The following is a 13,010-nucleotide window of genomic DNA, read 5'->3' as shown; positions in this document are numbered from 1 at the left end:
CTGAGAACTTTCGGGACACCTTCTCTTTATTTATGACTTTCTTCTTTTACTTTGACGAATGCCAGCTGCTTCGGCGCGTGCTTGCGCCTCTAAATCTTCATGATCAGCAAATTCGGCAGAAAACTCGACATCATAACCGTCTGATTTCATTGTTTTCGGCACTTGTGGCATCGTTGACTTGTTTTTGTCTCTAGCTTTTTGACCGCGTGAACGTCCCATGTGAATTGCCTCCTCGTTATTTTTTCGCTAGTAGCATGTGACAAATAGCGAAAAAGATGAATAGAAAATGTTGTTAATGGCGAGCGTGTTTATCGGTAAATCCACCTGCTTGGTCCGCACGTTTAAAATCGCGAGCATACGTCACTTCTTGTGCGCTCGAGAGCGTACTTTTTGTTTTTTCACGTTTCTTTTTGTCAGCCATATGTATCCCTCACTTTAATTAAATATTACGTTAACATTATGAACAGAAAAATAAAAAATTATCCAAATAAAAAACCTGTTCGTGCAGAACAGGTTACGCTTCTTTTAATTGTTGTTCATCGTCAAGTTTTTGTTGGCGCATCGCATATAGTGTATAGTTATCCTTTGAAATTTCATATAAGTTATATATGTCTTCACCTTGATTCATTGCTTCCCATAATGATCTTCTCGTTTCATTAGCAAGGGTGACATAAGGAAGTTTTTCAGCAGCTTTTGTGGAGCGGACGTTAACTTTGCGAATGCGCATGAAGATCGTGTTGATGGAACGTTCATAAAACAGTTCGTTAAAGAAGGCATCTTTAGCAAGTTGGTTATATCCTTTGCCGTGATACGGTTTTCCAAGCCATGTGCCTAAAAAGCCAGCGCCATCTTCAATGTCAAATAAATTAATCGTTCCAATCGGATTGCCCCACTCATCTAAAATGGTGCGTGAGATCAGTTCCCCGCGTTCTTCCGCTTCAATTGTTTGCTTTGTGATGAACAAAAATTCTTCATATGAATATGCTTTATGGCGCACGAAAGGGAAGACGTCTGGGTGCACCATAAGCTCGTATAACGCTTGACAATCTTGCAGTTCGCGTTTTTTTAACATCGAATCTCCCTCCATTCACGAGGGCAGTCGACCATAGGGAACGAGCCACCCTCGAAATTTTTTAATTTATGCAAATCAAAAAATTTCGGGGTGGGAATCGAACCCACTAGAACCAGCATATTGCTGGTGGCGCACCATTTGCCTTCCCTTACTATCGCATACATATATAGTTTTGTATATATAACCTTCTATATCATACTTGAAATGATGTGAAAAATAAATAGTTTTTTTATTAATTTTTCTTGTATATTATTTCCCCGTTTATCATGGTGAATATAGGAGTTGCGAGATAGTGAAACGGATGGTAATTCCAAACGACAATGTCAGCATCTTTTCCGGTTTCAAGACTTCCGACACGATCGTCCACCCCTAAATTACGTGCCGGCAAAATGGTAATGCCTTCGAGCGCTTTTTGTTCATCGAGCCCTTCGCGAACAGCAATCGCAGCGCAAATAGGTAAGTATTGAATAGGTGTGTATGGATGATCTGTTGTGATAGAGACGTGAACGCCTACGTCGGATAAAATTTTATATGTTTTCCAACTTTTGTTTTTCAATTCTACTTTTGATCGACGTGTTAGTGTTGGTCCGACCGAAACTTGTAAATCTCGTCCTTGTAGTTCTTCAGCAATGAGATGCCCTTCGGTACAATGTTCGATGCGTAAGTCAAGCCCGAATTCATCTGCAAAACGGATGGCGGATAAAATGTCATCGGCGCGATGGGCGTGAACACGGATCGGAATGTCACGATTTAACGCTTGAATAATGGGGATGGTGCGAAAATCGTGCGGCCAATCGCTATACCTCGCATTGTAAAACGTTTCGCGAAGCATTCCCATAATGCCCATGCGCGTGAGCGATTCTTTATTCCCTTGACTATGCATGCGTTTCGGATTTTCACCGAGGGCAATTTTTAAACCGGCTGGTTGTTTGATGATCATGTTTGCGGCGTTTTTTCCATGCGTTTTAATGACTGCCGTCGTTCCACCGATGACATTTGCGCTTCCGGGCATAATATGAACCGTTGTAATCCCATGTTCGATTGCATCGCGAAAACCGGGATCGAGTGGATATACGCTATCAATGGCACGTACATGTGGGGTCATCGTTTCAATCGTTTCGTTTGCGTCGTTGCCCGCCCATCCCGTTCCTTCGTCATATAAACCAAGGTGTGTATGAACGTCGATAAAACCTGGAAAGACGTATTTTCCTGAGACATCGATTACTTCGGTTTGCTCATCGGCGAGAAGATTATAGCCGATTTCTGTAATTTTTCCGTTTTCAATACGTACATCCGCTCCTTTCATAGGAGGAGATGTAATTGGATATACTGTACCATATTTTAACAGTTTGCTTCGCATGTCAATCCCCTTTATGTTTTCTTATAGTGTATTCGTCACGATTGTAGTATGTTCACTAATGCTCGATCAACAGTTGGAAAGGAAAAATGATATCCTGCTTGAAGTAATTTTTCTGGGATGACACGCTGTCCTTCTAACACAAGCATGCTCATTTCCCCTAGCAATATTTTAAGCACAAAGGATGGAACAGGGAGCCAATGTGGGCGATGTAGTACTTTTGCGATCGTTTTTCCGAACTGTTCCATCGTCACAGGATGTGGGGCAGTAACGTTGATTGAACCCGATATGTTTTCATGCCGAATGGCAAAGTCGATGGCGCCAATGACGTCATTTATATGCACCCACGACATCCATTGTTTCCCGCTTCCAATCGTTCCACCAATAAACCATTTGTAAGGAAGAACGATGCGTGGAAGTGCTCCACCATTTTTACCTAAAATAATGCCAAACCGCATAAATACCGTGCGCACGCCAAGTGATTCAATGCGTCGCCCAGCTTCTTCCCATCGTTTCACGGTTTGAGCTAAAAAGTCTATCCCGATTGTTTCGCGACGTTCGGTAAATGTGTCATTAAGCGATGTGCCGTAAATGCCGATGGCACTCGCTTGAATAACCACTTGCGGTTTTTTATTCATTTTTGTAATGAGTTCATATATGGCATGTGTCGCTTGTAATCGACTTTCCATAATTGCGCGCTTTCTCGTTTCGTTCCATCGTCCACTATTAATTGATTCACCAGCTAAGTTTATGATTATATCAATGGAAGGGAGTTGTTCATGAGGATTTGCGTCATCTGTTAACCATTGTACATAATGAATATACGGATCGTTCTCCCGTTTTTGTGCATTTCGCGTTAATATATACATATGATGTCCGTTTTGTGTAAAATATGCTGTTAACGCCTTACCTACAAATCCTGTTCCTCCAGCAATCAAAATATTCATTATTTTTCCCTCCTTTCCTTTATTATGCGTTGTTTCAAGAAAAAAAGAAAGAAAAGGTGTGTTTTCAAGATGTGGATTGAAAAAATTGAAGTGGATCGAAAAAATGTAGAACGTTTTTACGTTCATTTTGTGAAAGAAGATGGAGAGAAACAAATCATGTCTGTTGATCAAGACGTATTGATTGAGTATCGCCTAAAAAAAGGAATGACGGTAACAGAAGAGCAATGGATGGAAATGATGAAAAAAGATGATGAAAAACAAGCGTATAAGATGGCGCTTCGTTTTTTAGCTTACCGTATGCGCTCGAAACAAGAAGTTGTTGACTATTTGAAAAAAAGGGACATAGATGTTCGGACGATTGAACAAGTGATTGCAAAGCTACAACAGGAACGATATATAGACGATGAGCAATTTGCACATGCGTACGTGCAAACGCAAGTAAATACGACAATGAAAGGACCTTATGTGATTTATAAAGAGCTAATGGATAAAGGGATAAGTGAAGATGTGATCGCACAAGCGATGGAACGCTATACAGAGGATATGCAACGAGACAAAGCGATCAAGTGGGTGGAAAAAATAAATAAGCAATCGAAAAAACGGTCGCATCAAGAACAAAAAGCATACATTGCACAACTGTTGCATATGAAAGGTTTTCCTTCACATATTGTTGAAATGGCAAAACAGCATGTGACTGCAGATGATGGAACGGAATGGGAAGCGCTCATATATTACGGGGAAAAAGCACATCGCCGTTACGAAAAATATGATCGTTACACGTACGAACAAAAAATGAAGCAGGCACTATACCGAAAAGGTTTTTCGCTTTCGTTAATTGAACAGTTTTTAGAAAAGAAAAAGGAGGACTAACTCCTCCTACTCCACGATGATTTCAGCTTGTCGCTTATACTCATTAATAATTGTTTCGGCTACTTGTTTTGGTGAACGAAGGCGAGAGCGGTCTTGAATATGGTCGGAGTCATCCCAAAATGGTGTAGCCATGCCTCCCATATATACAGCGGTGACGGCGACGTTTGTGTTGGCGAGCTCTTTCACAAGACTTTCGCTAAATCCGCGCACAGCAAATTTACTTGCGACATATACACTTTCGTTTACTTTACCGCGCAAACCGGCTGTTGAAACAATGTTTATGATATTAGCTTGAGGTAGCGTTTTAAAATACGGAAGGAACGCTTTCGTCATATATATCGTGCCTTTGACGTTAATGTCAATTATTTCGTGAATATGTTGCTCCGTCATTTGTTCAAGCGGACCGAAATGACCCACGCCTGCATTGTTAACTAGCGTCGTTACATAATATGTACGACAAAGCGTTTCGGCTGCTTTTTGCACTTGTTCATAATTTGTAATATCAAGTGGAAAAACGATCGCTTTTCTTCCATATGATTCGATTTGCTGTTGAACAGATTGTAACGGCTCCTTTCTTCTCCCGACTAAAATGATGTCGTACCCCCGTTGTGCATATAAAAGGGCGAGTTCTTTTCCGAGACCTGTACCAGCTCCTGTAATAATAATATATTCCATTATTTTCATCCTTTCGTGTATGATACATTCACAATAATTTGGAAAGCGTATACATAAACAGGTGTCACGAAGTAGTCAAATGTTATTGTGAATATATGCACAAATATGTAGTATAATGTCTTATGTCATTATATTACAACAAAGAAAGGGGAACAATATGAGTTTTTTACAAGTCGTTACAGCTTCTACACCCGTATTGGCTGTCTTTCTGTTTCTCGTTTTGTTGCGTCTTCCAGCGGCAAAAGCGATGCCGATTAGTTTTGTAATTACGGTCGTGTTATCGTTGTTTGTTTGGAAAATGCCCGGTATTCAAGTGGCAGCGGCAACGATTGAAGGTGTCATTGTAGCCATTTCAATTTTATGGATTATTTTCGGTGCCATTTTATTGTTAAATACGTTAACGAAAAGTGGGGCAATGGACGCGATTCGTAGCGGATTTTTAGGTATTACGCGTGACCGTCGCGTGCAAGTTATCATTATCGCATGGTTATTCGGTGCATTTATTGAAGGCGCAGCAGGATTTGGGACGCCTGCGGCGATTGGCGCCCCGCTTCTTGTTGCTTTAGGCTTTCCACCACTTGCAGCGGTTGTTGTTGCCCTTGTTGCAGATAGTAGCCCTGTGTCATTTGGTGCTGTCGGAACGCCAATTATTGTCGGGGTCGATCAAGGACTTCGTGAAGGAAACTCTGTTGCTGAACGAGTGCAACATGTCATCGGAACAGCGGATTTATCATCGTTTCTTCAAACGCTAGCAAAACAAGCAGTGTCGTTTGATATTATTATCGGTACGTTTATTCCACTTATTTTAGTGCTTATTTTAACGCGTTTTTTTGGTGAAAATCGTTCGTGGAAAGAAGGATTGGAAATTTGGAAATTTGCCTTATTTGCTGGGCTTAGTTTTACTGTTCCCGCATTTCTCGTTGCCTCTTTCCTTGGACCGGAATTTCCATCAATGATCGGAGGATTAATTGGTTTAGCGATCGTTGTGCCTGCGGCAAAAAAAGGATTTTTATTGCCGAAAGAGCCGTGGGATTTTAAGAAAACAGATGCGCACCAACATGTAACGAACGTGCAAAAAAGCGACATGCCGCTTTTGCTTGCGTGGATGCCGTATATTTTCGTTGCGATTATTTTAGTGTTGACACGTCTCCAAAACTTGCCGTTAAAAACGTGGCTTCGTTCAGTAAAAATACAATTTAACAACATTTTAGGAACGAACATTAGCACGTCGATTGAGCCATTATATTTGCCGGGAACGATTTTTCTTGTTGTCATTTTTATTACAATCTTTATGCATAAGATGAGACGAGAAGATGTTTTGGCGACGATGAAAGAATCGGCATATACACTCATCGGTAGTGCCATTGCGCTCGGAACAGCGGTGCCGATGGTGCGGATTTTTATTAACTCTGGTATCAATGATGCTGGGCTTGCCAGCATGCCAATTGAGTTAGCGTCGATGGTCGCAGGGGCAGTTGGTGCCGCTTGGCCGCTAGTTGCTCCTTTAATTGGGGCGCTCGGTTCGTTCATTTCAGGAAGTGCGACGTTTAGTAATATGATGTTTTCTTTATTCCAATTTAGTGTTGCCGATCAAATTCAAGTGCCGCATCATATCGTCATCGCTGGGCAAATGTTAGGGGCAAATGCGGGGAATATGGTTTGTGTATTAAACGTTGTTGCTGCCGCTTCCGTCGTTGGTTTAGCTGGAAAAGAAGGGACAATTATTCGTATGACGCTCATTCCGATGCTTTATTACGTATTGATGACTGGAATATTTAGCCTTATTTTGATCTATGTATTTTAGGCTCACTTTATGATACGATGAACATGAAGTTGTCATAAAGTGGAGTGGGGAAAATGGATCAAAAAAGATACAGTGAAATGAGCGAAAGGGAATTAAAACAAGAGATCGCCATGTTAACGGAAAAAGCACGAAAAGCGGAACAAATGGGAATGGTGAACGAATACGCCGTATATGAGCGGAAAATTGCGATGGCGAAAGCATATTTATTAAACCCGAATGATTTCCAACCGGGAGAATTTTACGAAATTGAAGGAGATCCGCATTCGTTATTTAAACTTCAATATATGAATGGTGTGTTCGCATGGGGCTATCGTCTAAGTGATCCGAACACAGAAGTGGCGTTGCCTATTTCATTATTAAAGAAAAGAGGTTGACACGAGCGTCAACCTCTTTCTCATTAAATTTTCCGTTTGCTTACTTCAGAATGTAGAATCATTAAACTTTGCGATTGTTGTGTTTCACCGTTTACTTGCGCATGAGCGTGTTTCGGGTTCGCCCATGGTTGTGGGAAAGGATCGGAATAACGGTTATCATAAAATTTTTTACGCCAATGTTTACCCATTTTATTCCTCCTCGATGTCGCCACGTTGACTTGATGCGTGCATTCGTTCTTGAGGGTGCGTATTAATCGTGCCGTTTGCACGTTTTGATGCGTATTCCGCTTTTGCGCGTGGCTCGCCTTCTAATTTTTCGTTGTTTTGATTCGGAAATCCGCGTTCTTTATTGCTCAATGTTAGTCCCCCCAGACGTTCATTTCGTGCTTTCGAAGCACATATATAGTATTTGTCGACGAGGAGGCATTTACGCCTACTTTAGCTTGGAATAAGTTCTAGTTTTTTGCGTAATTTCTTTTCGCTAAAAATCCATCCCGTATAGGAACTAACAATATTTAAGTCACGGTCAAGTTGCACAACTGCAACGAACGGATAATAATCTTTACTTCGGTAACGCAAGTCGACGAAACGCACTTCATAATGATCGTCATATTCGTGAATTTCCCAACGATATACTGGTGAGAACGACAAAAAGGCAGCTAAATTTTCATCTTGTTTCGCTTTTTCAATGACCGGGATGTTTGGAACGGGACATTTTTCGAAAACGTCAAGCACATCAATCGCTCCGCTTTGTGCGCGCGCAACGTAAAAATGGGTCGAGGTCGTCACAGCTAAATGCCACTCATTCCATTTTATTGTCGGTACGGTAATAATTTGTTCGACATCCGAGAACATTTGTTTTAATTTTCGTTTGATCGCTTGTTGTTGACGGAAGCGAATGATATAGTAACCAATGAGCACGATATATACGGAAAGGAACGTATACCCCGCATGGTGTCCGCTCAGCCATAAGACGACGCCAGCTAAGTGAATGATAAAAATGAACGGGTCGAATGTATTGATGATACCGAGGGCGACCCATTTTTTTGAAAAAGGACGTAATGCTTGCGTGCCATACGAATTAAAAATGTCGACAAACACATGTAGACTAACGGCAATCCATGTCCAAAGCGCTACGTGAAAAAAGGACGTGTCATATACATAGAAAAGGGCGGCACTAATAAGCAACGTCCAAACAAACAAAGCTGGGATCGAATGTGTCATGCCACGATGATTACGAATATATTTTGCATTATTTTTTAATTTTAGCACAGTGTCGATATCAGGTGCTTGCGAGCCCAGAAGCGTGCCGATCAGTACGGCATGCGCAAGTGTCGGGTCGTTAGCAACTGCTGGATCGAATGTTGCTAATCCACCTAATGCAAAACCCATTAAAACGTGTGTACCTGTATCCAAATAAAAGGCCTCCTTTTTCCGATTGGACTTACTTTTAGTTTACCACTTTGGAGGAATGAACGTGAAAGAAAATGTACAACAAATATTGGCGCATTTTCATATTGAGCAGTTTCAACACGATTTAATTGATTGGTTTCGAACAGAGCAACGCGATTTACCTTGGCGGAAAAATAAAGATCCATACAAAATATGGGTATCGGAAGTGATGTTACAACAAACGCGCGTCGATACCGTCATCCCTTACTTTTATCAGTTTATTGAAAAATTTCCGACTTTAGATGCGTTAGCTGACGCTAAGGAGGAGGAAGTGCTTAAAGCGTGGGAAGGGCTTGGATATTACTCCCGTGTTCGCAATTTACATGCAGCAGTAAAAGAAGTCAAAGAAAAGTACGGTGGACGTGTGCCAGCGTCTAAGGAACAATTTTCTTCATTGAAGGGTGTCGGGCCGTACACAACGGGAGCGGTGTTAAGCATTGCTTACGGCATCCCTGAACCTGCAGTAGACGGGAATGTGATGCGAGTATTGTCGCGTATTTTTTATATTACAGACGACATTGCGAGAGCGAGTACGAGAAAAAAGTTCGAGCAAATTGTGTCTTGCATTATTTCACATGACGATCCATCTGATTTCAATCAAGCGTTAATGGAACTAGGGGCACTCGTTTGTACACCAAAAAATCCGAGCTGTTTTTTATGCCCTGTTCAGCGCCATTGTCGCGCGTTTGCGGAAGGGGTAGAGGCAGAGCTACCTGTAAAAACAAAAGGAAAAGCGCCGAAGCATGTGGCTTTTCGTGCCATTGTGCTTACGAACGAAGAGGGGAAAATACGAATTGAAAAGCGACCAAGTAGCGGATTGCTTGCTAACCTTTGGCAATTTCCAAACGATGAACATGCTCCAACACCGAATGAACAAGCATTTATAAAAGAAATAAGCGAACGATATCATGTCGTGCTTCGTTCAATACAACGAATCGGTACATTCGAACACGTATTTTCCCATATCGTGTGGCATATTGAAGCATATAAAGGAAACGCGCTTGAATTACAAATCGATGACGAAACGAATAAATGGGTCACAGCCGATGAACTAAACCAATATGCGTTCCCGGTCATATACCAAAAAATATGGCAAGCATACGAGTAAAGGCATATCCCTTTACTCGTAAAATACTCGTGTTCCATTTGTATATGTTGCTTCGTTTCGTTGTAAACCGCCCCTTGCTTCAATCTCTTCGATCATTTCACGATGTAACGTTTGTCCCTCTGCATTCAAATATGGAGTGACTTGTTGGAAGACATGGTGAAAAAATGCTAACTCGCTATCTTTCCACTCCCGTTTTGAAATCATTTGTAAAGCTGTTAAATCGCGTCCAATATACATCATTCTCACCCCTTTATGTAGTGTAGAAAGCGAAATAAAAATTATTCATGCGGATATTTTTCAGCAAATTATACAAAGTAATAATCGTGGAGGTGAGCATAATGAAACCAAACAAAACGATTGCAGGGACAAACATTCAACATGTGAAACAACAAAATGCTGGCCAATATGGAACAGAGTTTTCAACGGAAACAGATGTTCAGCATGTCAAACAACAAAATGCAAAATCAGAAGCAAAGAAAAATCAATAACGGGCAAAGGGCATCGGTTTTCGTCCGATGCCCTTTTTCTTCCTCGCTGATTAACGTTATAATAGAGGAAAAAGCGTCGAATGAAAGTAGGGAATGTGTATGGAGTATCCACAGACAGGGGCGATCATTCAAATTCATAGTTATAAACATGACGGTCATATTCATCGTGCATGGAAAGAAACGGTCGTGTTAAAAGGAAGTGAGGAAGAAGTAATTGGTGGTAACGATCGTACACTTGTGACAGAAGCGGATGGGAGAACGTGGGTGACACGTGAGCCGGCCATTTGTTTTTTTTATGCAGAACATTGGTTTAACATTATTGCGATGATTCGGGCAGACGGTGTGTATTACTATTGCAACATTAGTTCGCCTTACGTTTGGGATGGGGAGGCATTGAAATATATTGATTATGACTTGGATATTAAAGTATTTCCAAACGGTCAGTACGATATATTAGATCGTGATGAATATGAACGACATCGCGACGAAATGAACTATCCTGAAATTATTGATAAGATTTTAAAAAATAACATTCAAAAATTAATTCAATGGATTAAAGAAAAAAAGGGACCGTTTGCTCCTGAAGTGGTCGAACATTGGTATAAAAAGTTTATTATGTATGGAAAGTAAAAGTAATACATACATGGATCAAAAACAACGGTTAGCTATTGGTCACCGTTGTTTTTTTATTTTTTGCAAAGAATGATTAAATTTTTTGAATTTTTTTATTGTATTTTTTTAATATTCATGTAATAATTTGAAACGTAACACTAAAAGTTATTTTAAAAATATAAATTTTCTGTATATAAAAGGAGTGGCTTCCGTGGGAGATGAAGCAATTTTACGAGTCAAAAGCTTAAAAACGTGCTTTTTCACAGATGACGGGGAAGTTCCTGCGGTTGATGGTGTAGATTTTTACATAAATAAAGGTGAAATTTTAGGGATTGTTGGTGAATCAGGCTGCGGAAAAAGCGTCACATCGCTTTCGATTATGGGATTGTTGCCGAAAGGAATTGGCAAAATTACAGATGGAGAAATATGGTTTAAAGATGAAAATATTGCATTAGCGTCGGAAAAACGGATGAAAGAAATACGAGGAAATGAAATCGCAATGATTTTCCAAGAGCCGATGACGTCATTGAATCCACTTTTTACAATTGGGAACCAAATGATTGAAGCGATTCGCATTCATCAAAACATAAGCAAGGCAGAAGCGCGAAAACGAGCGATTGATATGTTAAAACTTGTTGGTTTACCTCGTGCCGAAGAGATGATTGATGAATATCCGCATCAGTTATCTGGAGGTATGCGACAGCGCGTCATGATTGCGATGGCGATGGTATGCAACCCGTCTTTATTAATTGCCGACGAGCCAACGACCGCTTTAGATGTGACGATTCAAGCACAAATTTTACATTTGATGAAGCAGTTAAACGAACAATTCGGCACAGCGATTATGATGATTACGCACGATTTAGGCGTCGTCGCAGAAATGTGCCATCGCGTTGTTGTGATGTATGCAGGAAAAATTATTGAAGAAGGGGACGTTCAAACGATTTTCCGTCATCCAAAACACCCATATACAATTGGACTCATTCGTTCTGTTCCGGATATTCGTGAACGAAAAGAGCGGTTATATTCCATTCCAGGAAGTGTGCCTAAGCCAGGATCTATTAAATATGGCTGTCGCTTTGCGGCAAGATGTGAACAAGCATTTGAGCGATGTTTTTCCGAAAATCCTGATTTATACGAAGTAGAACAAGGACATCGGGCACGTTGCTTTTTGTATGCAAAGGAGGAACATGCTACCCATGAACGAACCGTTACTACAAGTTAAAGGGCTGAAAAAATATTTTCCGATTACTGCAGGGTTGTTTAATAAACAAATCGGTCAAGTCAAAGCAGTGGACGATTTATCGTTTTCTGTTTATAAAGGGGAGACGTTAGGGATCGTTGGAGAGAGTGGCTGTGGGAAATCAACGACAGGACGAATGCTTTTGCGGCTCATTGAGCCAACAGAAGGATCTATTGTATTTGAAAATGAAGAAGTGACAAAACTATCCCCACAACAATTAAGAAAGTTGCGGCGCGATATGCAAATGATTTTTCAAGATCCTTTTGCATCGCTTAATCCGCGCCATACAGTCGAAAAAATTTTAGAAGAACCGCTCATTGTTCATGGGATCGGTTCAAAAGAAGAACGACGGAAAAAAGTGCGCGAGATGTTAGAAGTCGTCGGATTAAGTAGCTATCATGCAAAACGTTATCCGCACCAATTTAGTGGAGGACAACGACAACGCATTGGCATCGCTCGCGCGTTGATGACGAAGCCGAAGCTCATTATTGCGGATGAGCCCGTGTCAGCACTCGATGTGTCCATTCAAGCCCAAGTGCTGAATTTACTAGAAGATTTACAAAAAGAGTTCGGTTTAACATACATTTTTATCGCTCATGACCTTGGCGTTGTTCGCCATATTAGCGATCGTGTTGGCGTCATGTATTTAGGGAGAATGGTCGAACTGGCTAACAGCGAGGATGTATATCGCAATCCGAAACATCCGTACACCCAAGCATTGCTTGAAGCTGTTCCAATTCCAGATCCGGAATATAAAAAAGAAAAGCAACTGCTTAGCGGAGATTTGCCGAGTCCATCGAATCCGCCAGCAGGATGCGCTTTTCATACACGATGCCAAGCATGTATGGATATTTGTAAAACGACAAAACCACAATGGAAAGAAGTTGAACAAGGGCATTACGTCGCTTGCCATCTTTATACATAAAGATGGCAAGCGACAAAGTGTTGAAAAAGTGGGGAGTCAAGAAAAAGTTCACTTTCCTCGTGAATTTTTTCTTCTTTTCTTTT

18 protein-coding genes are annotated in these 13,010 nt (G+C 40.9%); 8 read left to right on the top strand and 10 right to left on the bottom strand.

Features of this window, described 5'->3' with window-relative positions; all coding sequences use genetic code 11:
* Positions 1 to 30 precede the first annotated feature (30 nt).
* The 5 genes from LD028_RS05445 to LD028_RS05425 all read right to left on the bottom strand — a co-directional run bounded on the left by LD028_RS05445 (position 31) and on the right by LD028_RS05425 (position 3,376).
* Positions 31 to 219, bottom strand: a complete 189-nt coding sequence (locus tag LD028_RS05445; protein ID WP_012574059.1) for a YfhD family protein — start codon at positions 217 to 219, stop codon at positions 31 to 33.
* Between the two features lie 73 nt (positions 220 to 292).
* Positions 293 to 421, bottom strand: a complete 129-nt coding sequence (locus tag LD028_RS05440) for a YfhE family protein (RefSeq protein ID WP_006322037.1) — start codon at positions 419 to 421, stop codon at positions 293 to 295.
* Positions 422 to 514: 93 nt separating this feature from the next.
* Positions 515 to 1,072, bottom strand: coding sequence for a GNAT family N-acetyltransferase (locus tag LD028_RS05435; protein ID WP_237811220.1), 558 nt, complete (start codon positions 1,070 to 1,072; stop codon positions 515 to 517).
* 232 nt (positions 1,073 to 1,304) lie between these two features.
* Entirely contained in the window at positions 1,305 to 2,432 is a 1,128-nt protein-coding gene (locus tag LD028_RS05430; protein ID WP_237811219.1) for an amidohydrolase, read from the bottom strand.
* Positions 2,433 to 2,467: 35 nt separating this feature from the next.
* Entirely contained in the window at positions 2,468 to 3,376 is a 909-nt protein-coding gene (locus LD028_RS05425; protein WP_237811218.1) for a TIGR01777 family oxidoreductase, read from the bottom strand.
* A 69-nt stretch (positions 3,377 to 3,445) separates the two neighbouring features.
* On the opposite strand from LD028_RS05425, the gene recX reads away from it, so the two are divergent.
* Entirely contained in the window at positions 3,446 to 4,246 is an 801-nt protein-coding gene (recX, locus tag LD028_RS05420) for a recombination regulator RecX (RefSeq protein ID WP_237811217.1), read from the top strand.
* A gap of 6 nt (positions 4,247 to 4,252) precedes the next feature.
* Here recX and LD028_RS05415 read toward each other — a convergent pair whose 3' ends face one another.
* Positions 4,253 to 4,930 carry an SDR family NAD(P)-dependent oxidoreductase gene (locus tag LD028_RS05415; RefSeq protein WP_370642830.1) on the bottom strand — a complete coding sequence of 226 codons (678 nt, stop codon included), beginning with the start codon at positions 4,928 to 4,930 and terminating at the stop codon, positions 4,253 to 4,255.
* Positions 4,931 to 5,078: 148 nt separating this feature from the next.
* Here LD028_RS05415 and LD028_RS05410 point away from each other — a divergent pair, with 148 nt between their 5' ends.
* Positions 5,079 to 6,725: an L-lactate permease gene (locus tag LD028_RS05410; protein WP_237811215.1), complete on the top strand. Its 1,647-nt coding sequence runs from the start codon at positions 5,079 to 5,081 to the stop codon at positions 6,723 to 6,725.
* Positions 6,726 to 6,769: 44 nt separating this feature from the next.
* A complete protein-coding gene (locus LD028_RS05405) occupies positions 6,770 to 7,099 on the top strand; it encodes a YfhH family protein (protein ID WP_006322045.1) in 330 nt (109 codons plus the stop codon).
* 23 nt (positions 7,100 to 7,122) lie between these two features.
* Here LD028_RS05405 and LD028_RS05400 read toward each other — a convergent pair whose 3' ends face one another.
* The 3 genes from LD028_RS05400 to LD028_RS05390 all read right to left on the bottom strand — a co-directional run bounded on the left by LD028_RS05400 (position 7,123) and on the right by LD028_RS05390 (position 8,515).
* The gene (locus LD028_RS05400; RefSeq protein ID WP_006322047.1) at positions 7,123 to 7,287 is read right to left on the bottom strand and encodes a YpzG family protein; all 165 of its coding nucleotides are present in this window, start codon (positions 7,285 to 7,287) and stop codon (positions 7,123 to 7,125) included.
* 1 nt (position 7,288) lies between these two features.
* Entirely contained in the window at positions 7,289 to 7,456 is a 168-nt protein-coding gene (locus LD028_RS05395; RefSeq protein WP_006322049.1) for a small, acid-soluble spore protein K, read from the bottom strand.
* Between the two features lie 81 nt (positions 7,457 to 7,537).
* The gene (locus LD028_RS05390; RefSeq protein WP_237811214.1) at positions 7,538 to 8,515 is read right to left on the bottom strand and encodes a metal-dependent hydrolase; all 978 of its coding nucleotides are present in this window, start codon (positions 8,513 to 8,515) and stop codon (positions 7,538 to 7,540) included.
* Positions 8,516 to 8,570: 55 nt separating this feature from the next.
* On the opposite strand from LD028_RS05390, the gene mutY reads away from it, so the two are divergent.
* On the top strand, positions 8,571 to 9,659 hold the full coding sequence (gene mutY, locus LD028_RS05385) for an A/G-specific adenine glycosylase (protein WP_237811213.1): 1,089 nt from the start codon (positions 8,571 to 8,573) through the stop codon (positions 9,657 to 9,659).
* 12 nt (positions 9,660 to 9,671) lie between these two features.
* Here the strand turns inward: mutY and LD028_RS05380 are convergent, their stop codons facing one another.
* Entirely contained in the window at positions 9,672 to 9,896 is a 225-nt protein-coding gene (locus LD028_RS05380; RefSeq protein WP_237811212.1) for a cytosolic protein, read from the bottom strand.
* Between the two features lie 101 nt (positions 9,897 to 9,997).
* Here LD028_RS05380 and LD028_RS05375 point away from each other — a divergent pair, with 101 nt between their 5' ends.
* The 4 genes from LD028_RS05375 (at position 9,998) to LD028_RS05360 (ending at position 12,927) form a co-directional block, all read left to right on the top strand.
* Positions 9,998 to 10,147, top strand: coding sequence for a gamma-type small acid-soluble spore protein (locus LD028_RS05375; RefSeq protein WP_006322054.1), 150 nt, complete (start codon positions 9,998 to 10,000; stop codon positions 10,145 to 10,147).
* 99 nt (positions 10,148 to 10,246) lie between these two features.
* On the top strand, positions 10,247 to 10,777 hold the full coding sequence (ntdP, locus tag LD028_RS05370; protein WP_006322055.1) for a nucleoside tri-diphosphate phosphatase: 531 nt from the start codon (positions 10,247 to 10,249) through the stop codon (positions 10,775 to 10,777).
* A gap of 193 nt (positions 10,778 to 10,970) precedes the next feature.
* Positions 10,971 to 11,984 carry an ABC transporter ATP-binding protein gene (locus LD028_RS05365; RefSeq protein ID WP_006322056.1) on the top strand — a complete coding sequence of 338 codons (1,014 nt, stop codon included), beginning with the start codon at positions 10,971 to 10,973 and terminating at the stop codon, positions 11,982 to 11,984.
* The gene (locus LD028_RS05360; protein ID WP_035020567.1) at positions 11,959 to 12,927 is read left to right on the top strand and encodes an ABC transporter ATP-binding protein; all 969 of its coding nucleotides are present in this window, start codon (positions 11,959 to 11,961) and stop codon (positions 12,925 to 12,927) included. The genes LD028_RS05365 and LD028_RS05360 overlap by 26 nt, the downstream gene beginning before the upstream one ends.
* The last annotated feature ends 83 nt before the right edge of the window (positions 12,928 to 13,010 follow it).

Source organism: Anoxybacillus sp. LAT27, from assembly GCF_022030075.1.
Lineage (GTDB): Bacteria > Bacillota > Bacilli > Bacillales > Anoxybacillaceae > Anoxybacillus > Anoxybacillus kestanbolensis.
Note: the sequence above shows the minus strand (reverse complement) of the source record. Positions and strands in the feature narration are given on the sequence as shown.